Source organism: Streptomyces sp. NPDC033180 (assembly GCF_055577645.1).
The window spans coordinates 1-24,183 of record NZ_JBVIPU010000001.1; the positions used below are offsets into that span (position 1 = coordinate 1).

The 24,183-nt window shown below is 69.9% G+C and carries 25 protein-coding genes; 10 read left to right on the top strand and 15 right to left on the bottom strand.

Translation table 11 applies throughout. From position 1 onward, the window contains the following. Positions 1–386 precede the first annotated feature (386 nt). Positions 387–1,028 carry a DNA-3-methyladenine glycosylase gene (locus ACZ5WE_RS00005; protein WP_467690354.1) on the bottom strand — a complete coding sequence of 214 codons (642 nt, stop codon included), beginning with the start codon at positions 1,026–1,028 and terminating at the stop codon, positions 387–389. A 162-nt stretch (positions 1,029–1,190) separates the two neighbouring features. On the opposite strand from ACZ5WE_RS00005, the gene ACZ5WE_RS00010 reads away from it, so the two are divergent. The 3 genes from ACZ5WE_RS00010 to ACZ5WE_RS00020 all read left to right on the top strand — a co-directional run bounded on the left by ACZ5WE_RS00010 (position 1,191) and on the right by ACZ5WE_RS00020 (position 3,226). Beyond that, on the top strand, positions 1,191–1,973 hold the full coding sequence (locus ACZ5WE_RS00010; RefSeq protein ID WP_467690353.1) for a sporulation protein: 783 nt from the start codon (positions 1,191–1,193) through the stop codon (positions 1,971–1,973). A gap of 60 nt (positions 1,974–2,033) precedes the next feature. Beyond that, the gene (locus ACZ5WE_RS00015; RefSeq protein ID WP_467690351.1) at positions 2,034–2,573 is read left to right on the top strand and encodes a YbhB/YbcL family Raf kinase inhibitor-like protein; all 540 of its coding nucleotides are present in this window, start codon (positions 2,034–2,036) and stop codon (positions 2,571–2,573) included. Between the two features lie 146 nt (positions 2,574–2,719). Further along, on the top strand, positions 2,720–3,226 hold the full coding sequence (locus ACZ5WE_RS00020) for an HNH endonuclease (protein WP_467690349.1): 507 nt from the start codon (positions 2,720–2,722) through the stop codon (positions 3,224–3,226). Positions 3,227–3,299: 73 nt separating this feature from the next. Here ACZ5WE_RS00020 and ACZ5WE_RS00025 read toward each other — a convergent pair whose 3' ends face one another. From ACZ5WE_RS00025 to ACZ5WE_RS00035, 3 genes are all read right to left on the bottom strand, one after another. Then, complete coding sequence (locus ACZ5WE_RS00025) at positions 3,300–4,241, bottom strand: SPFH domain-containing protein (RefSeq protein WP_467690347.1); 942 nt, start codon at positions 4,239–4,241, stop codon at positions 3,300–3,302. Positions 4,242–4,381: 140 nt separating this feature from the next. Next, positions 4,382–4,810 carry an NfeD family protein gene (locus ACZ5WE_RS00030; protein ID WP_467690345.1) on the bottom strand — a complete coding sequence of 143 codons (429 nt, stop codon included), beginning with the start codon at positions 4,808–4,810 and terminating at the stop codon, positions 4,382–4,384. A gap of 83 nt (positions 4,811–4,893) precedes the next feature. Next, the gene (locus ACZ5WE_RS00035) at positions 4,894–5,691 is read right to left on the bottom strand and encodes an ABC transporter ATP-binding protein (protein ID WP_467690343.1); all 798 of its coding nucleotides are present in this window, start codon (positions 5,689–5,691) and stop codon (positions 4,894–4,896) included. A gap of 123 nt (positions 5,692–5,814) precedes the next feature. Between ACZ5WE_RS00035 and ACZ5WE_RS00040 the strand changes: the two genes are divergently transcribed. Further along, positions 5,815–6,597 (top strand): hypothetical protein, encoded by a 783-nt coding sequence (locus ACZ5WE_RS00040; RefSeq protein ID WP_467690341.1) that lies wholly within the window; start codon positions 5,815–5,817, stop codon positions 6,595–6,597. 174 nt (positions 6,598–6,771) lie between these two features. Here the strand turns inward: ACZ5WE_RS00040 and ACZ5WE_RS00045 are convergent, their stop codons facing one another. The 3 genes from ACZ5WE_RS00045 to ACZ5WE_RS00055 all read right to left on the bottom strand — a co-directional run bounded on the left by ACZ5WE_RS00045 (position 6,772) and on the right by ACZ5WE_RS00055 (position 9,036). Further along, positions 6,772–7,017, bottom strand: coding sequence for a chaplin (locus tag ACZ5WE_RS00045; protein ID WP_467690340.1), 246 nt, complete (start codon positions 7,015–7,017; stop codon positions 6,772–6,774). 170 nt (positions 7,018–7,187) lie between these two features. Next, positions 7,188–7,862 carry a response regulator transcription factor gene (locus ACZ5WE_RS00050; RefSeq protein WP_363313063.1) on the bottom strand — a complete coding sequence of 225 codons (675 nt, stop codon included), beginning with the start codon at positions 7,860–7,862 and terminating at the stop codon, positions 7,188–7,190. After that, entirely contained in the window at positions 7,855–9,036 is a 1,182-nt protein-coding gene (locus ACZ5WE_RS00055; RefSeq protein ID WP_467690339.1) for a GAF domain-containing sensor histidine kinase, read from the bottom strand. Before ACZ5WE_RS00055 ends, ACZ5WE_RS00050 begins: the two co-directional genes overlap by 8 nt. Before the next feature lie 193 nt (positions 9,037–9,229). Between ACZ5WE_RS00055 and ACZ5WE_RS00060 the strand changes: the two genes are divergently transcribed. From ACZ5WE_RS00060 to ACZ5WE_RS00070, 3 genes are all read left to right on the top strand, one after another. After that, complete coding sequence (locus ACZ5WE_RS00060) at positions 9,230–9,955, top strand: SDR family NAD(P)-dependent oxidoreductase (protein WP_467690338.1); 726 nt, start codon at positions 9,230–9,232, stop codon at positions 9,953–9,955. Next, positions 9,952–11,034 (top strand): S-adenosylmethionine:tRNA ribosyltransferase-isomerase, encoded by a 1,083-nt coding sequence (locus ACZ5WE_RS00065; RefSeq protein WP_467690337.1) that lies wholly within the window; start codon positions 9,952–9,954, stop codon positions 11,032–11,034. Before ACZ5WE_RS00060 ends, ACZ5WE_RS00065 begins: the two co-directional genes overlap by 4 nt. A gap of 292 nt (positions 11,035–11,326) precedes the next feature. Continuing rightward, entirely contained in the window at positions 11,327–12,046 is a 720-nt protein-coding gene (locus ACZ5WE_RS00070) for a transglycosylase SLT domain-containing protein (protein WP_467690335.1), read from the top strand. 117 nt (positions 12,047–12,163) lie between these two features. On the opposite strand, the gene ACZ5WE_RS00075 is transcribed toward ACZ5WE_RS00070, so the two are convergent. Next, positions 12,164–14,788, bottom strand: a complete 2,625-nt coding sequence (locus ACZ5WE_RS00075) for an ABC transporter ATP-binding protein/permease (RefSeq protein WP_467690333.1) — start codon at positions 14,786–14,788, stop codon at positions 12,164–12,166. A 264-nt stretch (positions 14,789–15,052) separates the two neighbouring features. Here ACZ5WE_RS00075 and ACZ5WE_RS00080 point away from each other — a divergent pair, with 264 nt between their 5' ends. Continuing rightward, positions 15,053–16,816 carry a streptophobe family protein gene (locus ACZ5WE_RS00080; RefSeq protein WP_467690331.1) on the top strand — a complete coding sequence of 588 codons (1,764 nt, stop codon included), beginning with the start codon at positions 15,053–15,055 and terminating at the stop codon, positions 16,814–16,816. Positions 16,817–17,434: 618 nt separating this feature from the next. Further along, a complete protein-coding gene (gene serB / locus ACZ5WE_RS00085) occupies positions 17,435–18,649 on the top strand; it encodes a phosphoserine phosphatase SerB (RefSeq protein ID WP_467690329.1) in 1,215 nt (404 codons plus the stop codon). Between the two features lie 97 nt (positions 18,650–18,746). Here serB and ACZ5WE_RS00090 read toward each other — a convergent pair whose 3' ends face one another. From ACZ5WE_RS00090 to ACZ5WE_RS00105, 4 genes are all read right to left on the bottom strand, one after another. Next, the gene (locus ACZ5WE_RS00090; RefSeq protein ID WP_467690327.1) at positions 18,747–19,265 is read right to left on the bottom strand and encodes a SixA phosphatase family protein; all 519 of its coding nucleotides are present in this window, start codon (positions 19,263–19,265) and stop codon (positions 18,747–18,749) included. A gap of 88 nt (positions 19,266–19,353) precedes the next feature. Further along, positions 19,354–19,578, bottom strand: coding sequence for a hypothetical protein (locus ACZ5WE_RS00095; RefSeq protein WP_467690326.1), 225 nt, complete (start codon positions 19,576–19,578; stop codon positions 19,354–19,356). A gap of 168 nt (positions 19,579–19,746) precedes the next feature. Next, complete coding sequence (locus ACZ5WE_RS00100) at positions 19,747–19,863, bottom strand: SGM_5486 family transporter-associated protein (protein ID WP_150166275.1); 117 nt, start codon at positions 19,861–19,863, stop codon at positions 19,747–19,749. 130 nt (positions 19,864–19,993) lie between these two features. Further along, a complete protein-coding gene (locus tag ACZ5WE_RS00105) occupies positions 19,994–21,298 on the bottom strand; it encodes a CynX/NimT family MFS transporter (RefSeq protein ID WP_467690324.1) in 1,305 nt (434 codons plus the stop codon). A 129-nt stretch (positions 21,299–21,427) separates the two neighbouring features. Between ACZ5WE_RS00105 and ACZ5WE_RS00110 the strand changes: the two genes are divergently transcribed. Then, positions 21,428–22,120 (top strand): FadR/GntR family transcriptional regulator, encoded by a 693-nt coding sequence (locus ACZ5WE_RS00110; protein WP_467690322.1) that lies wholly within the window; start codon positions 21,428–21,430, stop codon positions 22,118–22,120. Between the two features lie 30 nt (positions 22,121–22,150). Here the strand turns inward: ACZ5WE_RS00110 and ACZ5WE_RS00115 are convergent, their stop codons facing one another. The 3 genes from ACZ5WE_RS00115 to fabG all read right to left on the bottom strand — a co-directional run bounded on the left by ACZ5WE_RS00115 (position 22,151) and on the right by fabG (position 24,119). Continuing rightward, entirely contained in the window at positions 22,151–22,495 is a 345-nt protein-coding gene (locus tag ACZ5WE_RS00115; RefSeq protein WP_467690320.1) for a hypothetical protein, read from the bottom strand. 137 nt (positions 22,496–22,632) lie between these two features. After that, the gene (fabI, locus tag ACZ5WE_RS00120) at positions 22,633–23,394 is read right to left on the bottom strand and encodes an enoyl-ACP reductase FabI (RefSeq protein ID WP_249590752.1); all 762 of its coding nucleotides are present in this window, start codon (positions 23,392–23,394) and stop codon (positions 22,633–22,635) included. 5 nt (positions 23,395–23,399) lie between these two features. Continuing rightward, positions 23,400–24,119 carry a 3-oxoacyl-[acyl-carrier-protein] reductase gene (gene fabG, locus ACZ5WE_RS00125; protein WP_467690318.1) on the bottom strand — a complete coding sequence of 240 codons (720 nt, stop codon included), beginning with the start codon at positions 24,117–24,119 and terminating at the stop codon, positions 23,400–23,402. Positions 24,120–24,183: the final 64 nt, after the last annotated feature.

The following is a 24,183-nucleotide window of genomic DNA, read 5'->3' on the forward strand; positions in this document are numbered from 1 at the left end:
GGCGTTGACTTTTGGCACGCTGTTGAGTTCTCAAGGAACGGACGCTTCCTTTGTACTCACCCTCTCGGGCTTTCCTCCGGGCGCTTCCCTTCGGTATTTCGTGTTTCCAACTCTACCAGATCCGTTTTCCGTTCCGTTCCCGGTCCGGATTTCATTTCCAGTGGCCGTTGGAGGGCCTTTGCCTTTCGGCGTGTTCACTACGTTAGCGGATTCCCTCGGCAACTCATAATCGAGTTCCGCGAGTTCGAATTCAGACATGCGAGCACGCCAAATTCGCCCCCGCTGAGGGGAAGTCGTAGGTAGTGGTTGGCCGCTTCCAGCTGTCGGCAGATTGCCGTCACCGGGTCAAGCGGCTCGGGCCACATTACGGTCCGCCCAGGGCCGCGTCAAGTTCGGCGGCGTCGGGGCGTATGGGCCCGATAAGGGCTCACCGTCGGGTCGTTGAGGGTCCAGAAGCGCCAGGGGTGGGCCGCTCCGTCACCGCCGACTCCCGTACGGGGGCCGCTACCGACCTGGTCGGAGCCGACGGGGGTGCCCGTGAGGAGAGTGAGAGGGGCGTCCGCGCCCGCGCAGAGGTCGGTGCCGTTCAGGTCGCGGTCCACGTCAAGAGCCGTGGCCAGACGGGCCGGGCCTTTGGCCAGTTCCCTGTCGTTGCGGGCCGAGAGTCGACGCTTGCGGGCGATATCGGCGCCCGTCGTGATCTCCCCGGCTCGGAGCAGGACCCCGCTCGCCTTGCCTTCAGGGCCGCACACCACGTTGAGGCAGTGCCACATGCCGTAGGTGAAGTAGACGTACGCGTATCCGGGCGGACCGAACATCACGCTGTTGCGGGCAGTGGGGCCGCGATAGGCGTGTGACCCAGGGTCGGCATCGCCCGCGTACGCCTCCACCTCTGTCAGGCGGAGCTCGATCGGACCGTCGGGTGAGCTGCGCACGAGGACGCGGCCCAGCAGATCAGGGGCCACGTCGAGGACAGGGCGCTCAAAGAAGTCGTGGGTGAGGGGCGTACGGTCAGGGGCCTCGATCATGGCGTCCGAGCGTACTGGAGACAGTTCTGTACGGACGGGTGGTCACCTGCCGGGCGGATTGCCAGGGTGAGGACGCGGAACCGGACGTGGGTTCACCGCGTTTGTATGGATCAAGGATTCAAGTCGAGTCGAACCACAGGCGCGGCCTGGGGGAGGAGAGTCATGGGGTTCAAGAAGCTGCTTGCGAGCCTGGGGGCCGGCGGTGCGTCGGTGGAGACGGTGCTGACCGAGGTCAACGTCGTACCGGGTGGCGTCGTCCAGGGTGAGGTGCGGATCCAGGGCGGGTCCGTGGACCAGGAGATCGAGGGTCTCTCGGTCGGTCTGCAGGCGCGGGTCGAGGTCGAGGGCCAGGACCAGGAGACCAAGCAGGACATCGAGTTCACCAAGCTGCGGCTCGGTGGGGCCTTCACGCTCCAGGCGAACCAGGTGCACGCGGTGCCGTTCGGGCTCGAGATCCCCTGGGAGACGCCGGTCACCTCCATCGACGGGCAGCAGCTGCGCGGGATGAACATCGGTGTGACCACCGAGCTCGAGATCGCGCGGGCCGTGGACTCCGGCGACCTGGACCCGATCAACGTGCACCCTCTTCCGGCGCAGCAGGCCATCCTGGACGCCTTCATCCAGCTGGGCTTCCGCTTCAAGAGCGCGGACATGGAGCGCGGGCACATCCGTGGCACGCGGCAGAAGCTGCCCTTCTACCAGGAGATCGAGTTCTTCCCGCCGCAGCAGTACCGCGGACTCAACCAGGTCGAGTTGAGCTTCGTGGCCGACGACCGCGAGATGGACGTCATCCTGGAGATGGACAAGAAGCCGGGCATGTTCAGTGAGGGCAGCGACTCGTTCCGCTCGTTCAAGGTCGGTCTGAACGACTTCCAGGGCACGGACTGGGCGGCGTACCTCAACGAGTGGCTGTCCCAGGTCGGCAGCAAGCGCAACTGGTTCTAGGCTCGGGAGAGCAGAGCCGTAGAGCTACCGCCGAGCAGGAACCAACCAGGAGGTGCCGACGTGACCGAGCTCAAGAGGCCGCCGCTTCCCCATGACTTCCATCCGCCCGTGCCCTCGTTCACGGTCGTGAGCGAGGACTTCGAGCCGGGTGCGGTCCTCAAGGACGCTCAGGTCCATGCGGCCGGGAACACCTCGCCGCACCTGCGGTGGGAAGGTTTCCCGCCGGAGACCAAGAGCTTCGCCGTGACGTGCTTCGACCCGGACGCGCCCACGGGCAGCGGGTTCTGGCACTGGTCCGTCATCGACATCCCGGTGTCGGTGACGGAGCTGCCCACCGGTGCCGGCAGCGGCAAGTTCGAGGGGCTGCCCGAAGGCGCGGTGCAGGTGCGGAACGACTACGGGACGAAGGAATTCGGGGGCGCGGCCCCGCCGCCCGGTGACCCGGCACACCGTTATGTGTTCACCGTGTACGCGGTGGATGAGGAGAAGCTCGGGCCGGACTCCGACGCTTCGCCCGCCGCCATCGGATTCAACCTCCGGTTCCACACGCTCGGGCGCGCGCAGGTGCTCGCCGAGTACGCGGCTCCGGCCGATAGCTGAGCGTTCACTGAACGTTTGCCCGCCCCTGGTCATGGAAGTGATCAGGGGCGGGCATTTTTATTGCGTTGTCCATCTCGGCGTGCCCGGCCAGAGTTGATCCAAGCCCGCCAGGGGGTGGGTCGGTGTGCATACGGGAGGTGGGCGAAATGCGGGACACGCTGGTGCTGAACGCGAGCTTCGAGCCGCTGTCGACGGTGACGCTGAACCGTGCCGTCGTGCTGGTCCTCAGCGACAAGGCAGTCGTCGAGCAGGCCCATCCCGGACTCCGTGTGCGCGCGGCCGCGGTCGAGATACCGGTGCCTCGGGTGATCAGGCTCTGCAGGTACGTACGGGTGCCGTTCCGAAGACGGGCTCCGTGGTCGCGGCGTGGCGTGCTCGTACGGGACCAGCACCGGTGCGCGTACTGCGGGAGGCGGGCGACGACCGTGGACCACGTGGTGCCGCGGGCGCAGGGTGGTACGGACACCTGGCTGAACACGGTCGCCTCGTGCGCGATGGACAATCACCGCAAGGCGGACCGTACGCCGGAGGAGGCGGGGATGCCGTTGTTGCGGCAGCCCTTTGAGCCGACGCCTGCGGATGCGATGTTGCTGGCGCTCGGCCGGGACGCGTGGGACACCTTGCCGGGGTGGCTGGCGGCGCCTGCCGCGTAACCGCTCGGCCTTGGCTGAGCGCGCCCACGCGGCGGAGCCGCATATGTGACAGCCCCGCGCCCCTTTGGGGCGCTCAGTCGATCGGCGGTTGCTCGCGGCGCTCCTTGGGCGAGGGGGACGGGATGCTGGGCCCGCCGCCCATCGGGCCGAAGTTGCCGAGTGCGCCGCCGAGGCCCTTGAGGGCGTCGCCGATCTCGCTGGGGACGATCCAGAGCTTGTTCGCGTCGCCCTCGGCGATCTTCGGGAGCATCTGGAGGTACTGGTACGAGAGGAGCTTCTGGTCCGGGTCTCCGGCGTGGATGGACTCGAAGACCGTACGGATCGCCTGGGCCTCGCCCTCGGCGCGCAGGGCCGCGGCCTTGGCCTCTCCCTCGGCCCGCAGGATCGCGGACTGCTTCTCGCCCTCGGCGCGCAGGATCTCCGACTGCCGTACACCTTCGGCCTGGAGGATCGCGGCGCGCTTGTCGCGGTCGGCGCGCATCTGCTTCTCCATCGAGTCCTGGATGGAGGTCGGCGGCTCGATCGCCTTGAGCTCGACGCGGTTGACGCGGATGCCCCACTTGCCGGTGGCCTCGTCGAGGACGCCGCGCAGCGCCGCGTTGATCTCCTCGCGGGACGTCAGGGTCCGCTCGAGGTCCATGCCACCGATGATGTTGCGCAGGGTGGTGACGGTGAGCTGCTCGATCGCCTGGATGTAGCTGGCGACTTCGTACGTCGCGGCGCGGGCGTCGGTCACCTGGTAGTAGATGACGGTGTCGATGTTCACCACGAGGTTGTCCTGGGTGATCACCGGCTGGGGCGGGAAGGGGACGACCTGTTCACGGAGGTCGATGCGGTTGCGGATCGAGTCGATGAACGGGACGACGATGTTCAGGCCCGCGTTCAGTGTCCGGGTGTAGCGGCCGAAGCGCTCGACGATCGCCGCGCTGGCCTGCGGGATCACCTGGATCGTCTTGATCAGGGCGATGAAGACCAGCACCACCAGAATGATCAGGACGATGATGATTGGTTGCATCGTTGTTCCCCGTACCCCTCTTGCCTCGGTGTTCCCGGAAGATCCGCAGAGCCAGAACGCGCGTCGGCGAAGATCTTGCTGGTCGAGTCTGTCAGACCGTCGCACACCCCGTGGTGCATTCAGCTGACGATGACTGACCGTCACATGACGATGGCTGTCGCTCCGTCGATCTCGACCACGTCCACCTCGCGTCCCGCCTCGTAGCTCTCGGCGGTGTCGAGTGCGCGGGCCGACCAGATCTCGCCGGCGAGTTTGATCCGGCCGCCGGAGCCGTCGACGCGTTCCAGGACGACGGCCGTCTTGCCCTTCAACGCGTCCACACCCGTGGCCAGTTCGGGCCGCCCGGCACGGTGTCTCGCCGCCACCGGGCGTACGACCGCGATAAGCGCGACCGACACCACGGCGAAGACGACGACTTGGAGCACGGTGCCGCCGCCGAGGCCCGCGGTCACGGCGCCCGCGACGGCGCCCACGGAGAGCATGCCGAACTCCGGCATCGCGGTCAGTACGAGCGGGATTCCGAGCGCGGCGGCCCCGATCAGCCACCACACCCATGCGTCGATGTCCACATGGTCATGGTAGGACCGCGGGACCTTCCCGCACAGGGCACGTGATCTACCGACCGGCGCGGGCCCGGCCGTTCGCGCCGGTGTCAGCCGAGCGGGAGGCCCTGGGCGCTCCAGCGCTCGCCCCGCTCCTCGACCACCAGGGGCAGTCCGAAGCAGAGGGAGAGGTTGCGGGAGGTCAGTTCGAGCTCCAGCGGGCCCGCGGCCATGATCTTGCCCTGGCGGATCATGAGGACGTGGGTGAAGCCGGGGGCGATCTCCTCGACGTGGTGCGTGACCATGATCATCGAGGGGGCGATCGGGTCGCGGGCGAGGCGGCCGAGGCGGCGTACGAGGTCTTCGCGGCCGCCGAGGTCGAGGCCCGCGGCGGGCTCGTCGAGGAGGAGCAGCTCGGGGTCGGTCATCAGGGCGCGCGCGATCAGGGTGCGCTTGCGCTCCCCCTCGGAGAGGGTGCCGAACCTGCGGTCCAGGTAGTCGGTCATGCCGAGGCGGTCGAGGAAGGCGCGGGCGCGCTGCTCGTCGACGTCCTCGTAGTCCTCGTGCCAGCCGGCGGTCATGCCGTACGCGGCCGTGAGCACCGTCTGCAGGACGGTCTGGCGCTTGGGCAGCTTCTCGGCCATCGCGATGCCGGCGACGCCGATGCGCGGGCGGAGCTCGAAGACGTCCGTGCCGGGCTTGCCGAGGGTCTCGCCGAGGATGGTGGCGGTTCCGGTGCTCGGGTGGAGGTAGCTGGACGCGACGTTCAGGAGGGTGGTCTTCCCCGCGCCGTTCGGTCCGAGGATGACCCAGCGCTCACCCTCCTTGACCGACCAGGAGACCTGGTCCACCAGAGCCCGGCCCTCGCGGACCACGGATACGTCCTCCAGCTCCAGTACATCGCTCATGAGCGCGTTGTCTCCCATTGCAGTCTCGGCTGTCGCTTGCGCCTGTGGGCGCAGTCCCCTGGGAGAAAACCTACGCCACCGGCCGAGCGCTCCAGCCCTTAGCCCGGTCCTTAGGCTGTACGCATGCTCTCGGAACCACGCTCAGGACGCTTGGCTGCATGGGGAAATGCCCTTCTTGCCGGACTTGTCTCGCCGGATGACGCGGTGCTCGCAATGGTCGGCGACGACGCCGTGCACCGGGTCGAAGGCCTCCCCGGCGAGTCGGGGCCCGTCGGTCTCACGCTCGCCCTCGGACGACTGCGCACGCTCGGGGTGACCGGGCTCCGGGTCGCGCTGCCCGCGCCGGGACATCCGCTCGGCCTGAGCGGCCCGCCCGATTTCAACGCACGGGCCCTGGACGCACAGGAGGCGGTCGTCGCTTTCGGGGCGCCGTACGGCCTGGTGCCCGAGGTGTCCGAGGCGGGGCCGGCCGGTGATGTGCACGTGGAGGTGCTCTGGCACTGCCTGCCCGTACGGGAGGCGCCGCCCGCCGACGTTCCTTCGCTGGGCGAGGCGGAGCGCGAGCTCGCCGAGGCGCTGCGGGACGCGACGGAGGTGCTCTCGCGGCTCGACGTGGCGGGCTCGGGGCCGGTTGCCGAGGCCGCGGTGGACGCCTACCGGGCGCGGGCCGAGCGGGGGCGCGAGGCTCTGGCCCCCGGCTACCCGCCGCGTGCCGTACGGGTGTTGGAGCTGGCCCAGCGGGTCGGCCTGCTGATCTCGGTGGCGTACGAGAACGGCCACGGCGGGGCCGTGAGCGCCTCGGAGATGGCGGCGCGGGGGGCGGCGTTGCGCCCCGTGGAGCGGACTGCCCGGCGGGCGCAGGTGGCCGCCTATAACGCGTACGTGGAGGAGCGAGAACGGGGCTGAGCCCCGTTGGCCCAGGGCGCCCGGAGCTTCGGCGCCGTGTGTTCCGGAGAGACTGTCGACTGCGGGACCACCGTGGCTTTCCGCGCAGTTCCCCGCGCCCCTACGGGGCACGCAGACCGGCCCCCCGGGAATCACCCGAGAGGCCGGTAGTCGCTGCTGCGCCTGAGGCGTTCGTCAGACGTTGACGCCGTCGTTCGCGAAGGCCGGGTTGAGGGCACCGATGACGGACACGGTGTTGCCCACGGCGTTCACGGGGATGTGCACCGGCGCCTGGACGAGGTTGCCCGAGCCGACGCCCGGGGACTTCACGGCCTTGCCGTTGGCCTGCGCACCGTCCGTGGCGGAGGCGAGAGAGGCGCCGGCGACGACGAGGCCACCCGCCATCATCGTGACGGCAGCGGCCTTCTTCAGGTTCTTCACTTCTGGACCCTCCTAGCGATCGCCGCGGCCAGCCGCCGCAGCACGCACTGGAGAACGGCCGGGCGGCGCGCAGGTTGCGCCATACGAGGGACATCTACACGACGGTATGAATCTCAGTCCGGAACGCGACGGTCCGCATTGTCGGTTGACGGAGTGCGACGAAACGTTGATCAGCCGGTCACACCATGTCGTACGGCCCACAGGGCGGCCTGGGTGCGGTCGGCGAGGTCCAGCTTCATCAGGATGTTCGAGACGTGGGTCTTGACGGTCTTCTCGGAGAGCACGAGGGCGCGCGCGATCTCGCGGTTCGAGCGGCCGTCTGCGATGAGCCCCAAAACCTCGCGCTCCCGCTCGGTGAGCGAACCGCCCCTCCCCTGCCCGGTGTTGGCCTCCTCCTGGGACAGCAGCGCCCCCGCCACCTCGGGCTGGAGGAGCACATGGCCCGCGTGCACGGAGCGGATGGCACCCGCCAGGGCGTCCGGGTCGACGTCCTTGTAGACATACCCGGCGGCGCCCGCGCGCAGGGCCGGGACGACCGTGCGCTGCTCGGTGAAGCTGGTGACGATGAGCACGCGCGCGGGGTTGGCCAGTTCGCGGAGTTTTCGCAGCGCCTCGACGCCGTCCATGCCCGGCATCTTGACGTCCATGAGGACGACGTCCGGCTTCAACTTCTCGGCCTGCTCGACCCCTTCGGCGCCGTCCGACGCCTCGCCCACGACCTCGATGTCGTCCTGCACCTCGAGGAACGTACGCAGACCGCGGCGGACCACCTGGTGGTCGTCGACCAACAGCACCCGGATCCCAGTCTTCGGGTCGGGCTTCGGATGGGACACAGCGTCAGCCACCGGGAACCTCCATCTCGATCGTCGTGCCCTTGCCGGGCTCCGATTCCACGGTCAGCCGTCCGCCGACCCCGCCGGCCCTGTCCCGCATGGAGACCAGGCCCAAGTGCCGCCCCGCGCGCCGGATCACGCGCGGGTCGAAGCCGCTGCCGTCGTCCATGACGCGCAGCACCGCGCCGGCGCCGCGCCGCTCCAAGGTGACGCAGACGCGTTCCGCGCCGGAGTGGCGCAGGGCATTGTGCAGCGCCTCCTGGGCAACGCGCAGCATCGCTTCCTCCTGGGAAGCGGGCAGAGCGCGGACCGCGCGGCTCTCGAAGGTGACTTGGGCGGAGTGCGCGCGGTCCAGGACCTGCGTGTGGGTGCGCAAGGTGGCCACCAGGCCGTCCTCGTCCAGGGCCGCGGGGCGCAACTCCACGACGGCGGCGCGCAGTTCGTCCGCCGCCTCGGCCGCGAGCACGGTCACCTGCTGGAGTTCGCCCTTGGCGCGGGCGGGGTCGCGGTCCACCAGGGCGGCCGCGGCCTGGGCCGTCAGGCGCAACGAGAACAGCTTCTGGCTGACGGCGTCATGCAGTTCATGGGCGAGGCGCGAGCGCTCCTCGGCGATGGTGAGCTCGCGGCTGCGTTCGTAAAGACGGGCGTTCGTGAGGGCGATCGCGGCGTGCTGGGCGAGGATCGACAGGAGCTCTTCGTCGTCGGCGGTGAATCCGCAACCGCCGTCCGGCTCTGCGGGCCGCCGGGGGTCCGGGGGGCGCCCCCCAGAAGATCGCAGCTTGTTGGCGAGGAAGAGGGCGCCGAGTGTCTCGTCCCCGTACCGGATCGGCAGGCCCAGGAAGTCGGACATGTCCGGGTGGGCGGACGGCCAGCCCTCGAAGCGCGGGTCCTTGCGCACGTCGGCGAGGCGCTCGGGCTCGGCCTTGTGCAGCATCGAGGCGAGGATGCCGTGCTGCCGGGGCAGCGGTCCGATGGCACGCCACTGCTCGTCGCTGACGCCGTCGACGACGAACTGGGCGAACCCGCCGTGGTCGTCCGGAACGCCGAGCGCCGCGTACTGGGCGTCGAGCAGTTCGCGGGCCGAGGCGACGATCGTCTTGAGGACGTCACGCACCTCGAGCTGCCTGCTCATGGCGAGAAGCGCGGAGCTCACCGCGTTCAGACCGGACCGGGGACCTTGACTCATGGCCTCACCGTACCGGCGGGGTGTGACAGCGCGTATCGGACCTGTGATGGCGACCGCCTAGGGCCGTGGGCGTAGGCCCAAGGGCCCTGAGCCGTTGCGGCCCGCGCACGAGGCGCCGGGCGGAAGTCCGTTCCTACCGTGGGGTCATCCGCTGGAGAAGCGGCTGCAAGGGCGACCCGAGGGGATGGATGTCATGCCGGTAGCGATCATCACGGGGGCTTCGAAGGGACTGGGGCGGGCGCTGGGGGCGGCGCTCGCCGAGCGGGGGTGGGCTCTGGTGCTCGACGCGAGAACGGCCGCCGTGCTCGAGGAGACCGCACGGGACCTGGCGGGACGCGGCGCGCGCGTGGAGGCCGTCGCCGGGGATGTCACGGATGCCGGACACCGGGCGGATCTGGTGGCCGCGGCGCGGAAGCTGGGCGGTCTCGATCTGCTGGTGAACAACGCGAGCGCGCTGGGCGCGGAGCCTCTCGTACGCCTTGAGGAGCTCACGCTCGACGGGCTGCGGCAGGCCCTGGAGACCAATGTGGTGGCGGCTCTGGGGCTGGTCCGCGAGGCGCTGCCCCTGTTGCGGGCCTCGGAGGCCGGAGCGGTGGTCGACGTCAGCTCCGACGCGGCCGTCGAGGCGTACGAGACCTGGGGTGGTTACGGGGCGTCCAAGGCCGCCCTCGACCAGCTGTCGGCGGTCCTCGCCGTGGAGGAGCCGGGGATCAGGGTGTGGGCGGTCGATCCCGGTGACATGCGCACCGACCTCTACGAGGCGGCCGTGCCGGACGATGACGCCTCGGGGCGGCCGTCACCGGAGGCGGTGGTGCCCGCCTTCCTGCGGCTGCTCGACGAGCGGCCGGCGAGCGGACGGCACTCCGCGCCTGCGTTGCTCGAAGGTCCCTCTCTCCAGGACGCGCGGGACGCGCGATGACGCTGGCCGTGCGGGTGCCCGATGAGCTGGCGGCGCGTGTTCCCGCCGAGCAGCGTGGCCCGGGGCTCGGCAGGGACGCGGTGCGGCTGCTCGTCTCGCGCGGGACGGAGGTCTCTCATCACGCGTTCGCCGACCTGCCCACGCTGCTCAGGGCAGGGGACGTGCTGATCGTGAACACCTCACGGACACTGCCCGCCGCGGTCGACGGAGCCGCCGGGCACGCGCGCGTAGTGGTGCATTTCTCGACGCGGGGCGACGACGGGCGGTGGGCCGTCGAGTTGCGGGAGCCGGACGGCAACGGCACCACGCGTCCGCGGGCGGGCGGGCCCGCGGACTCGGTCGTGCGGCTCCCCGGGGACGTACGCCTCGTCGTCGATGAGCCGCTGGCCCCCGGAAGCGGGCGGTTGTGGTGGGCCCGCGTGTCGGCCGATGTGCCGTCGCTGCTGCGGCGGCACGGGCGCCCCATCCGTTACTCCTATACAGAGAGGGATCAGCCGCTCTCCGCCCACCAGACGGTGTTCGCGCTCCCGTCGGACGACGGAACGGGCAGCGCCGAGATGCCGAGCGCGGCCCGGCCGTTCACCGCGGCCCTGGTGGCACGCCTGGTGAGCCGGGGTGTGCAGTTCGCGCCGGTCACCCTGCATACGGGGGTGGCATCGCCCGAGGCGCACGAGCCGCCGTATCCCGAGCTCTTCGAGGTGCCCCGGACGTCGGCGCGGCTGATCAACGCCGCCAGGGCGGGCGGCGGGCGTGTCATCGCGGTCGGTACGACGGCCGTGCGTGCCGTCGAGTCGGCCGCGGGACCCGGCGGGGTGGTCCGGGCGGCAGCGGGCCGTACGGAGCTCGTGGTGACGCCCGAGCGGGGCGTGCGCGTGGTGGACGGGCTGCTCACGGGTCTGCACGAGCCGCAGGCATCGCATCTGCTGATGCTCGAGGCGATCGCGGGCCCGGCCGCCGTGGACCGGGGTTATGCGGAGGCGGTACGCCGTCTCTACCTCTGGCATGAGTTCGGCGATGTGCATCTCCTACTTCCGGAGGAGTTTGCTCACGCAGGGAATTGCTGTGGCAACTGTTGGTAAGGCTGTTACGTGTTCGATGTGAGCCCGCGCATAGGGCGCACGTCACGTACGAAGGTCCCTAGTGGATAAGAAAGTCCTTTTTGGGCGGGGGTGCGTTGCCGTCAGAAGGTACAAAGCACCCCCTGATCCACTACCCGGCTTCGTACGTCACTGCTTTGCCACAGAATTTTGCGGCCGCTAACAATTGCTCCCGTCGCTCGGCGCCGCGGTCTCGCACCGCGGCGTTCGTGTCGGGTAAGCAATGTCCCCGCCGGCCAGAGCGACCTCCGCGATTTCGAAGAGGTCCATCAGCATGTCCAAGCACAGCACCCCTGGTCATAGTCGCCCCGCGCCGACCAAGACCCAGAAGTTCTCGATCGCCGGTGTCGCCACGCTCGGCGCCGCCGCCCTCGCGTTCTCCCTCGTGCCGGGCAGCGCCGATGCCGGAACCGGAACCCAGAACATCGAGGCCGCCCCGGTGGCCTTCAAGCAGAACGCCGACGCCCAGCAGGCGGTCGAGGCCGGTGTCATCAAGCAGCACACCGCAGTCGACAAGCAGGCCAAGGACGCCGCCGCCGCGAAGGCGAAGGCCGAGGCCGACGCCGCCGCGAAGAAGCGGGCCGACGAGGAGGCCGCGGCCAAGAAGAAGGCCGAGGACGAGCGCAAGGCCAAGGAAGCCGCGAGCCGTGCCGCCGCGCGCAAGCCGGTCTACGCCAACAACCTCGACGGCTGGATCCGCCAGTCCCTGGACATCATGAAGTCCAAGGGCATCCCCGGCTCCTACGAGGGCCTGCACCGCAACATCATCCGTGAGTCGGCGGGCGACCCGAACGCCAAGAACGGCTGGGACATCAACGCCATCAACGGCACCCCGTCCGTCGGCCTGCTCCAGGTCATCCAGCCGACGTTCGACGCGTACCACGTCGCGGGCACGTCCACGAACATCTACGACCCGGTCGCCAACATCACGGCCGCGGCCAACTACGCGGCCGACCGGTACGGCTCGATGGACAACGTGAACGGCGCCTACTGAGCCTGATCTCCTGATCAACGGACCTCTTCGCCGAGGCTCGTCAGACGCCGAAGGGCGGCACCCCGCACGGGGTGCCGCCCTTCTCGTCGTTCTCACAGGCCCTTCTCACGGGCCTGCCTACTTGCGCATGACCTCGGGCTCGTGGCGGCGCAGCAGGCGCGCGACCGCGAAGCCGCAGGCGATGCCGATCAGGAGCAGGATCGTGATGTTCATGCCCCACTGCCCTGCCGAGTGCTCCCACAGCGGGTCGAGGTCGCCCGGCTTCTTCGGGTCCCACGGCGGCATGAGGTGGGCGAGGTCCAGCGTGGCGCCCGCGCCGGCGATGGCCCAGCGCGACGGCATCAGCCAGGCGAACTGCTCCAGGCCCGGCGAGCCGTAGACCTGGAAGAGCACGCCGGTGAAGACGACCTGGACGATCGCGAACATCACCAGGAGCGGCATGGTCTTCTCGGAGGTCTTCACCAGCGAGGAGATGACCAGGCCGAACATCATCGACGTGAAGCCCAGGGCGATGATCGTCAGGCAGATCTCGACGGCCGGGGGCATGATCAGACCCTCTTCCGGCATGTCGCGGGTCGCGAAGCCGATGCCGCAGATGATCACGCCCTGCAGGGCCGTGATCACACCGAGGACGATGACCTTGGACATCAGGTACGCCGAGCGGGAAAGGCCGGTGGCCCGCTCCCGTTCGTAGATGACCCGTTCCTTGATCAGCTCTCGTACGGAGTTGGCCGCGCCCGAGAAGCACATGCCGACCGCGAGGATCAGCATGATCGTGCCCGCGTCGCCGTTGAACTTGGCCGGCGGCTTGGGCGGGCCGAGCCCGAAGTCGGCCGGGATGACGACGCTGACGATGCCGAGGACCGCGGGCAGGATCACCATCAGACCCATGAAGCCCTTGTCGGACGCGATCACCGAGGTGTAGCGGCGGATCAGGGTCCACAACTGCGAACCCCAGCCCTGCGGCTTGGGCGGTCTGATCGCCTGCGGGGGCGGCATATGGACCGACTGCGCGGCCACGGCGTCGATGTCGGCGGCGTACATCTGGTAGTGCTGCGAGCCCTTCCAGCGGCCCGCCCAGTCGTAGTCGCGGTAGTTCTCGAACGCCGAGAAGACGTCCGCCCACGTCTGGTAGCCGAAGAAGTTGAGCGCTTCCTCCGGCGGACCGAAGTACGCGACCGAGCCGCCCGGCGCCATCACCAGGAGCTTGTCGCAGATCGCCAGCTCGGCGACCGAGTGCGTGACGACCAGGACCGTACGCCCGTCGTCGGCGAGGCCGCGCAGGAGCTGCATGACGTCGCGGTCCATGCCCGGGTCGAGGCCGGAGGTCGGCTCGTCCAGGAAGATCAGCGACGGCTTGGTGAGCAGTTCGAGGGCCACCGACACGCGCTTGCGCTGGCCACCGGAGAGGGAAGTGACCTTCTTCTCCTTGTGGATGTCCAGCTTGAGCTCGCGCAGGACCTCGCCGATGCGCTGCTCGCGTTCCTGCTCGCTGGTGTCCGAGGGGAAGCGCAGCTTGGCGGCGTACTTGAGGGCCTTCTTGACGGTCAGTTCCTTGTGCAGGATGTCGTCCTGCGGGACCAGACCGATGCGCTGGCGCAGCTCGGCGAACTGCTTGTACAGGTTCCGGTTGTCGTAGAGGACGTCACCCTTGTTGGCGGGCCGGTAGCCGGTGAGCGCCTTCAGCAGGGTGGACTTTCCGGAGCCCGAGGGGCCGATGACCGCGATGAGCGACTTCTCCGGGACGCCGAAGGAGACGTCCTTGAGGATGTCCTTGCCGCCGTCGACCGTCACCGTCAGGTGGCGGGCGGAGAAGGAGATCTCACCGGTGTCGACGAACTCCTCGAGCCGGTCGCCGACGAGCCGGAACGTCGAGTGGCCGACGCTGACGATGTCGTTCGGGCCGATGAGGGCCGTGCCCGACTTCGCGACCGGCTGACCGTTGATGTACGTGCCGTTGTGCGAGCCGAGGTCGTGGATCTCGAAGCGGCCGTCCGGAGTGGCCGTGAACTCGGCGTGGTGCCGTGAGACCTGGAGGTCGGAGACGACCAGCTCGTTCTCCAGGGCGCGGCCGATGCGCATCTTGCGGCCGAGCGAGAGCTGGTGGAACGTCGTCGGGCTGCGGTCACCGTAGACCGGCGGGGCCCCCGCGACACCGCCGGAACCCGCGCCGGGGCCCTGCTGCTGCGGGACCTGCGGCTGCTGGGGCTGCTGGTGATGAGCCTGTTGTTGCTGGGGCTGCGGCCAGCCCTGTTGCTGGGGCATCTGCTGCGGCGCCTGGTACTGCGGCGCCTGCTGCTGGGGTGCGTGCTGCTGGGATGCGTTGGCGGCCCAGCCGGGTCCGCCCTGCTGCTGCGCGTGGTGCTGCGGCGCCTGATGTTGCGGCGCCTGGTGGGCCGGGGCCTGCTGAGCGGCCTGCTGCGGTGCGGATACGGCGGCGGCGCCCGAGGCGCTACCGGACACATTCAGCCGCGGACCGTCGGTCGCGTTGCCGAGGTTCACGGCCGAGCCGGGGCCGATTTCCATCTGGTGGATCCGCTGGCCCTGCACAAAGGTGCCATTGGTGCTGCCGTGATCCTCGATGACCCAACTGCGGCCGCTCCAGCTGATCGTGGCGTGACGCCAGGAAACTCTGGCGTCGTCAAGCGCGAGATCTCCCTGCGGATCACGTCCGAGGGTGTACGACCTGGACGGATCGAGCGTCCAGGTCCTTCCATTCAATTCCAGTACGAGTTCCGGCACTCCAGCCCCACTGAGTTGTCCCCCGAGCTAGCCCCCATCATGGGGAGTCTAGGGATGTCGAACATCGGGAGGAACTATTTCAGGCGGAGGCCTCTGACCGAAAGTCGGGCCTTGTGAAGACTGCGTACGGGCCTCCATGACCGCCCCGTTGACGAGGCAGAAACCACCCCGGAGAGTAGTAACCGCCCATGAGTGCATACGGATCATGCGCATTGCGCATATCTCGTATGAATCGGGCGACACGGCGTGAGTCGGGGGGTCCTGATGGAGACCGGCGGGAAACGGGCCGAAGGCCGGGGTGTGCGGTGGGGCGATGTGCTGCTCTCCGCGATCGCCGCCGTGAGCTGGGCACTTGTCGGGATGGCCGGCGTGGCGGCGCTCGGCCTGCACCTTCTCGGCGCGAACGCGGTGGGGCAACTGGGGCCGATGACGGCCGCTGTGGTGGCGCTCGGCGCGGGTGGCTCGGTCACCCCGTCCGGTGACGTGTCGGCGTTCGGGCTCGAAGGTGCCGAGGCGACCACGGCGATCGATGTCGCGCCACTGGGCGTCGGCCTCACGGGCGCGGTACTGCTTGCGTATTTCTTCCTACGCTCCTTGCGCGGAGCGGGAGTTGTGATCACGGTCGCCGAACTGGCGGCGCGCGTGAGTGCGGTGATCGTCCTCTTTCTGGCGATGCTCGGCGGGTTGGCATGGGCAGGTCACGACATCATCACGATCGACGGCGACCAGCTGGGGATCGACAAGGGCATCGACGAGGGGATCGACCAGCTCCCGGACGACATCACGGACAAACTCCCCGACGGGCTCGGCGACATCGGCGGGCTGCTGCCCGACCGGCTCGGCGATCTCGCGCAGGCGAAAGCGGCGGTCGGCTTCACCGTGGACACGGGTCCAACGCTGCTCGGGGGCGCGGTGTGGGTGCTCGGCGTCCTGCTGATCGCCCTGCTCGCCTCGCGTCGTACGCCGCTGCCGCGCGGGTGGGACGCCGTGCACCGCGTGCTGCGTCCTGCCGCGTCGGCGCTGGTCACGGTGTTGCTGATGGCGGTGCTCGCCGGTCTTGCCGCGGCGCTGTACGCGATGATCGGCGACGCCCATCCCAAGCGGATCGCGGGGGCCGCGCTGCTCGGGGCGCCGAACGGGGTGTGGCTCGGGGTGCCGATCGGGCTCTTCGTGCCGTGGGACGGCGAGGCGACGGGAGAGCTGGCGAAGCTGCTCCCGGATCCGCTGGACGATCTCCTGACGGGGTCGGGCGCCTCGGGGAACGAAGCGGTGACCTTGGGGAGGCTCGCGGAACTCGACAGCCGGGTCTGGCTCCTCGGCGTCGCGGCGGCGCTGATGATCCTGTTCGCGGGGGTGCTCACGGCTGTCCGCACTCCTTACTTACGTGGTGAAACGGGCGCCCTGCGGTTCGCGGGGCAGTGCGCGGTGCGGCTCGCCGCGGTGACGGCGCTCGCCCTGCCGTTGCTGGTGTGGCTGACCGGGGTCTCCGCGGACGCCTCACTCTCGGTGCTCGGCTTCGACGCGTTCGGGGCGGGGATAGAGCTGCACGGACAACTGGGGATGGCGGTGCTGCTCGGCGCGGCGTGGGGCGCGGGGGCGGGGGTGGTGGGGGCGGTGCTTGCGGTGGCTAGTGGGGCGGCGGGGGGCAGGGTTGCGGCGCTGGCCCTGGCGGGGGCGGGGGCGGGGGCGGGGGCGGGGGTGGGGGTGGGGGATGTCGCTGGTGCTGCGGGCGCTGCGGGCGCTGCGGGCGCTGCGGAGCCGCCCGGTACTGCGGGGCCGTACAGCCCGAGTGCACCCTTCCGGCCGTCGAACCCTGACACCAACCCTTACCTCCGGCCGCCGCGTGATGCCTCGGGGGCGCCGACGGTGGTGGGGCCGATCACGCCTCCCCCGCGGCCGAAGCCGCGCCCGCGCTCCTCGGGCAACGGAGACTGGCCTCCGCCGCCTCCGCCACCGCCTCCTCCCCCGCAGCGGGGGCCGCGGGGGCCGCGGGGGCCGCGGGGGCCGCGGGGCGGCGGGGGGCGGTAGCGCCGCTTCCGGCGGGGGCGCTCTGTCCCGCCGCTTCGCGGCGGATTCTTCTCCGCCCACCCACCCGATCACCCCGCGGCCGAGACGGCGATCGACAGACGAGGGCGAGCGGGGCACGGTCAACGCTGCAGGCCAAACGGCTGGCCGGGCGGAAAAGAACCACCGCCGAGCAAACCGGCAAGCGACCGAGAAACCCCCGCGGCCGCGAACGGCCTACACCACGGGGCGAACGGGCGGGCGGGCGGGAAAAGACCCGCCCGAGGTGAACGCCCGGGTGGGAGAAACCCGCCGGGGGGCACGGGGCGTGGGAGAAACCCGGCACGGCTGAACGCGCGGGTGGGTGGGCTGGCGGGAAAGAACCACCGCCGAGCAAACCGGCAAGCGACCGAGAAACCCCCGCGGGCGCGGACGGCCTACACCGCGGGGTGAACGGGTGGGCGGGTGGGAGAGAACCCGCCGGAGGCGAAGGTCTGGGGGGGAGAAGGGCCGCCGGGGGGGTAGGTCAGCGGTGAGTCGGGGCCGGGTGGTGGTGGAGGAGGGGGCCCGCGCAGGGGGGCGGTGTCCGCCCAGCGGACCGGCGGGACGGGTCCGCGGGGCGCCGGATACCGTGGGGACACCATGAGCGCTTCGCAGCCCCCGCACCCCGCCGACGTCCCCACGCTCCTCGTCAAGATCTTCGGCAAGGACCGTCCTGGAATCACCGCAGGCCTCTTCGACACCCTCGCCGCCTACTCCGTCGACGTCGTCGACATCGAGCAGGTCGTCACCCGTGGCCGCATAGTGCTGTGCGCGCTCGTGACCCAGCCGCCGGCCGGCCTGGAGGGCGACCTGCGGTCCACCGTGCACAGCTGGGCCGACTCCCTGAAGATGCAGGCCGAGATCATCTCGGGCATCGGCGACAACCGCCCCCGTGGCCACGGCCGTTCCCACGTCACCGTGCTCGGCCACCCCCTGACCGCCGAGTCGACCGCCGCCATCGCCGCCAGCATCACCGCGATCGGCGGCAACATCGACCGCATCTTCCGGCTCGCCAAGTACCCCGTCACCGCCGTCGAGTTCGCCGTGTCCGGCACCGAGACCGAGCCGCTGCGGACCGCCCTCGCCCTCGAAGCGGCGAAGCTCGGCGTGGACGTCGCCGTCGTCGCCGCGGGTCTGCACCGCCGCGCCCAGCGGCTCGTCGTCATGGACGTCGACTCGACCCTCATCCAGGACGAGGTGATCGAACTCTTCGCGGCGCACGCCGGCTGCGAGGACAAGGTCGCCGAGGTGACCGCGGCCGCGATGCGCGGCGAACTGGACTTCGAGCAGTCGCTGCACGCCCGCGTGGAACTCCTCGCCGGGCTCGACGCCTCGGTCGTCGACAAGGTCCGCTCCGAGGTCCGCCTCACCCCCGGCGCCCGTACCCTCATCCGCACGCTCAAGCGCCTCGGCTACCAAGTGGGCGTCGTCTCGGGCGGGTTCACCCAGGTGACCGATGATCTGAAGGAACGTCTCGGCCTCGACTTCGCCCAGGCCAACACCCTGGAAATCGTCGACGGCAAGCTCACCGGCAAGGTGACCGGCGAGATCGTGGACCGCGCGGGCAAGGCCCGCCTGCTGCGCCGCTTCGCCGACGAGGCCGGGGTCCCGCTGGAGCAGACCGTCGCGATCGGTGACGGCGCCAACGACCTCGACATGCTGAACGCGGCCGGTCTCGGTGTCGCCTTCAACGCCAAGCCTGTCGTCCGGGAGGCCGCGCACACCGCGGTGAACGTTCCCTTCCTCGACACCGTCCTCTACCTCCTCGGCGTCACCCGTGAAGAGGTCGAGGCCGCGGACACCCACACCGACTGAAGCAGCAAGCCGCAGGTCGAATGCCGCAAGTCGCCATCACACCGATGGCCCCCGTACCACTGCGGTACGGGGGCCATCGGTGTAAGCGCGTCAGGGGTTATTCAGAAGGCGCCCAGTAGTCGGCGAGCGTGCCGACCCCGGGCTCCAGGGCCTTCCATGAGCCGGAGTACGTCAGAACGGCGAAGGCGGCGGTCGGGAAGCCGCGGCGGTCCATGCGCGTACGGGCGTCGCCTTCCGCATCGCCCGCGAGGACGTCGGCGAGTCCCTGCACTCCGGGGTTGTGGCCGATCAGTACGACGTTCTGCACGTCGTCCGGGGTTTCGTTGAGTACGGCGATCAGTTCGCCCGGAGAGGCTTCGTACAGCCGATCCTCGTAGACGGTCCTGGGCCTGTGCGGCAGCTCATGGACGGCGAGCTTCCATGTTTCGCGGGTTCTGGCGGCGGTCGAGCAGAGGGCCAGGTCGAAAGGGATGCCGCTGTCGGCGAGCTTGCGCCCGGCGACGGGTGCATCCTTGCGGCCGCGCTCCGCGAGGGGCCGCTCATGGTCGGACACCTGCGGCCAGTCGGCCTTCGCATGCCGGAAAAGGACAATCCTGCGGGGTTCTGCGACGCTCATGTGTCCCAGCTTCGCATGAAACCTGCCAGCGGGCGCAGGGAGTTGGCGGGCTCCCCCGCCACGGGTGACGGCGTCCAGGCGGGGCAGGTCACGGGGTCGTACGGAACACGGTCTCCTGGATGCGCTCGAGCAAGTGCGTGACCACGGGCTCGCCGCTCGCCGCGTGTGCGTCGGCGGGGTTCAGTATCAGCAGGAGCAGGGCAGCGAAGGCGATGGCGGGGAGGGCGATCGCCCACCACGGAAGCTGGATCTCGACGCTCGCGGAGTCCTTGGTGGCTCCCAGGTCGCGCTGAGTGTGCGAATGGGCCGACATGCCGCCTCCGGGGTCTTCGAGTCCTCCGTGCCGCGTCCTCGCGGCCACATCTCGAAGGTACGGATCGGGCGACCCTCAGCACATCCGGTGATCCACCCACTTGACCCTGACACTGACCCCCTAGGGGATGGTGGTGCTAGCCCCACCATCGGCCCCACTGAGGTCAGTTCACGGCGAGGCGATGGAGGCGATGATCCCGATGATCACGGTGATGGCCAGCATCGAGCCAAGCACGATGAGCAGCTTCTTCTGGCCGTTCTGGGGGTTCGGGTCGAGCACTGGCATGGAGAGAGTCTCGCACCCTTTGTGCGACGCGTCGCCGCCGGGGTCAGGTTGTCCGACGAGCCCCAGCCGGGGCCAGGTTGCCCGACGAGCCCCAGCCGGGGCCAGGTTGCCCGACACGTCGCGGTCAGGCTCAGGCAGCCGCCGCGACCTCCTCCTCGACCGTGCGGTTGCGGCCCGCCAGGATGCCCACCACGATCTGCGGCACCATCAGGCCCGCCATGAGCGCGATCGGCAGCCCCCAGCCGCCGCTGTGCTGGTAGAGCACGCCCACCAGGAGCGGCCCCGGGATCGAGATCAGGTAGCCCGTGCTCTGCGCGAAGGCCGAGAGCTTGGCGACGCCCACGCTGCTCTTGGCCCGCATGCCGACCATCGTGAGGGCCAGCGGGAAGGCGCAGTTGGAGACGCCGAGCAGCAGGGCCCAGGCCCAGGCGCCGCTCTCGGGGGCGAGGTAGAGACCCGCGTATCCGGCGAGGCCGCAGGCACCGAGCACGACCACCACGGGGCCCTGGTTCGGCAGCCGGGTGGCGACCCGCGGGATCACGAAGGCCAGCGGCACGCCCATCGCCATGGTGACGGCGAGCAGCACGCCGGCCTCCCCCGCCGGAACCCCGGCGTCACGGAAGATCTGCGGCATCCAGCCCATCGTGATGTACGCGGCGGTGGCCTGGAGCCCGAAGAAGCAGGCCAGCGCCCACGCCGTACGGCTGCGCGTGATGCGCAGGCCCGCGTCCTCCTTGCGCACCTCGGAGCTGACGTGCTCCGGGGCGGCCGACGCGGCACTCTTGTCCCGCACGAGCGGCACCCACGGCACGACGGCGACGACGGCGAGCGCCGCCCACACCGCGAGCCCGGACTGCCAACTGCCGCCCAGCGCGTCGGTCATGGGGACCGTGATGGCCGCGGCGAGCGAGGTGCCGAGGGCGAGTGCCATCGAGTACAGCCCGGTCATGGAGCCGACGCGGTCGGGGAACCAGCGCTTGACGATCACCGGCATCAGGACGTTGCTGACCGCGATGCCCATGAGGGCGAGCGCGCTCGCGGCGAGGAAGCCGACGGTGCCGCCCAGGAAGGGGCGGAGCGCCAGGCCCGTGGCGATGGCGACCATGCCCGCGCAGACCACCGCGCTGGGGCCGAACCGGCGGGCGAGCCGCGGCGCCATCACACCGAAGACCGCGAAGCAGAGCGGCGGGACGGATGTGAGCAGTCCGGCGAGCGTGCCGCTCATGCCGAGCCCGTCACGTACCTCTTCGAGGAGGGAGCCGAGGCTGGTGATGGCCGGACGGAGGTTGAGGGCGGCCAGGACGATGCCGACGATGACGAGACGCGTCGCCCACGCGCGCGTGGGGGGCTGTTTCTCCGCTGCCCCGTGCGCCGCGTCGGTGCGTATCGGTGTCGTCGGTGTCGGTGTCATCGTCCTGGTTTCCTCACTAGCCATGGAGCCATCATAGAATCATGGGATGATTGACTGTCCAATCCGTTGCCACTGATTTCCTTGAACCCGCTGCCTCTGTTTCCGTCACACCGTCCGCCACACCGTCCGTCACACCGCGCACGAAGGAACGTCATGCCGCTGACCACCCCTCACCGTTCGGCGCTCTCCGAGCAGGTCATCGCCGAGCTGCGTAACCAGATCTCGTCGGGAGAGTGGCCGGTCGGCTCCCGCATCCCCACCGAGCCCGAGCTGGTCGAGCAGCTGGGCGTGGCGCGCAACACCGTCCGGGAGGCGGTCCGCGCCCTCGCGCACAACGGCCTCCTCGACATCCGCCAGGGCTCGGGCACCTACGTGGTCGCGACGAGCGAGCTGGCCGGCGTGATGCAGCGCAGGTTCGCCGACGCCGAGCCGCGGCACATCGCGGAGCTGCGCAGCACGCTGGAGTCGAGCGCGGCGAAGCTGGCCGCCCAGCGGCGCACGGAGCGTGACCTCAAACAGCTCGACGCCCTTCTGGAGCGCCGCGAGGAGGCCTGGGCGTCCGGCGACAAGGAGACCTTCGTCGCGGCCGACGCGACCTTCCACCTGGCCGTGGTTGCCGCGTCCCACAACGACGTGATGACGGCGATGTACGCCGACCTCGGCGAGGTCATGCGGGACTGGCTGCGCGAGGACGTCGGCGAGAAGCTGACCCCCGAGAGCCACATGGACCACGCCCGCCTCGTCGACGCGATCCGGGACAGCGACGCGGAGGCGGCTGCCAAGGAAGCCGCCGGCTACCCCTTCATGTGCCGCCCGGAGCTCTTCGACGACCCGGCGCGGCCGTGAACCCCGGCGCCCTCACCAGCCCCTGCGCCCTCACTTCTGGTGGCTGACCCAGACCGAGTGGATCTCCTTCCAGCACCGTCCGGTGAGCCGCACGGTCTGGGCGGGCCCGGCCTCCACAAGGACCCCGTCGCTGTCGATGTCCCACCACTGCTCGCACTCCAGGTGCAGCCGGACCCGGTCGGTCTCGGGGTACGGGTTGTGGCAGTAGGCGACCGCGTCCGAGCCCTGGACACTGGTGCGGCACTCCGAGCCGAAGGGCCGCGGTTTCGCCGCCTCAAGAGCGTCCACGCGCGCGTGGGGAGGCTCCGCCTCTCCGACGGCATGCGACGCGGCGCCGTACGGCAGGGCGATCAGCAGGGTGAGAGCGGCGAGCACCGCAGGAGGTGACGGGCGCACACTTCAGGGTGCGCTGTCCGGCCCCGACCGCGCCTGGCCGGTGGGCCGAACGGGTGACGCCCCGCCTCCCGCGCTGCACGGGGGACGGGGCGTCAGAAACGTACGAGAATGCCTGGTCAGGCACCCATCATGTGCACGCCGCCGTCGACGTGAATGATCTCGCCGGTCGTCTTCGGGAAGAAGTCCGAGAGCAGCGCGACGATGCCGCGGCCCGCGGGCTCCGGGTCGGCCATGTCCCAGTCCAGCGGGGAGCGGGTGTTCCAGACGTCCGCGAGGTCGGCGAAGCCCGGGATGGACTTGGCCGCCATGGAGCCGATCGGGCCCGCGGAAATCATGTTGCAGCGGATGTTCTCCTTGCCCAGATCACGGGCGAGGTAGCGGCTCGTGGCCTCCAGGGCTGCCTTGGCCGGGCCCATCCAGTCGTACTTCGGCCAGGCGAACTGCGCGTCGAAGGTCAGCCCCACGACAGAGCCGCCGTTCGGCATCAGCGGGCGGCAGGCCATGGTGAGCGACTTCAGGGAGAACGCCGAGACGTGCATCGCCGTCGCGACGTCCTCGAAGGTCGCCTCGAGGAAGTTGAAGGCGCCCTGCGGAGCGAAGCCGATGGAGTGCACGATGCCGTCGAGGCCGCCGAGCTCGTCCTTGACCAGGCCCGCGAGCCGGTCCAGGTGCTCCTGGTTGGTCACGTCGAGCTCGATGACCTTGGCGGGCTTGGGCAGCTTCCTGGCGATGCGCTCGGTGAGCGTGGGGCGCGGGAAGGCGGTGAGGATGATCTCGGCGCCCTGCTCCTGCGCGACCTTGGCCGCGTGGAACGCGATGGAGGACTCCATCAGCACGCCCGTGATCAAAATCTTCTTGCCGTCGAGAATTCCGCTCATGGTGATCAGTGACCCATGCCCAATCCGCCGTCAACGGGGATGACGGCTCCAGTGATGTACGACGCGTCGTCCGAGGCGAGGAACTTCACCGCTGCGGCGATCTCCTCGGGCTGCGCGTAACGGCCGAGCGGCACCTGCGCCACGATGTTCGACCGCTGCTCGTCGGTGAGCACCTTGGTCATGTCGGTGTCGACGAAACCGGGCGCCACGACGTTGAAAGTGAGGTTGCGCGACCCGAGTTCACGGGCGAGCGAGCGCGCGAATCCGACCAGGCCCGCCTTGGAGGCGGCGTAGTTCGCCTGCCCCGGGCCGCCCATCAGTCCGACGACGGAGGAGATCAGCACGACGCGGCCCTTCTTGGCGCGCAGCATGCCGCGGTTGGCGCGCTTCACGACACGGAAGGTGCCGGTGAGGTTGGTGTCGAGGACGGACGTGAAGTCCTCCTCGGACATCCGCATGAGGAGCTGGTCCTTGGTGATCCCGGCGTTGGCCACCAGGATCTCGACCGGACCGTGCTTCTCCTCGATCTCCTTGTAGGCCTGCTCCACCTGCTCGGAGTCGGTGATGTCGCACTTGACGGCGAGGACTCCGAGCTCCGTGAGGACCTGCGGCGGCTCACCCGAGCGGTAGGTGATCGCGACCTTGTCGCCGGCGTCGGCGAAGACGCGGGCGATGGCGAGGCCGATGCCCCGGTTTCCTCCGGTGACGAGAACCGAGCGGCTCAACGGATCACCCTTTCGATAGCGGTCTGGTACCTCGAAAACCTATCGGTACGGTGCTCCATACGGA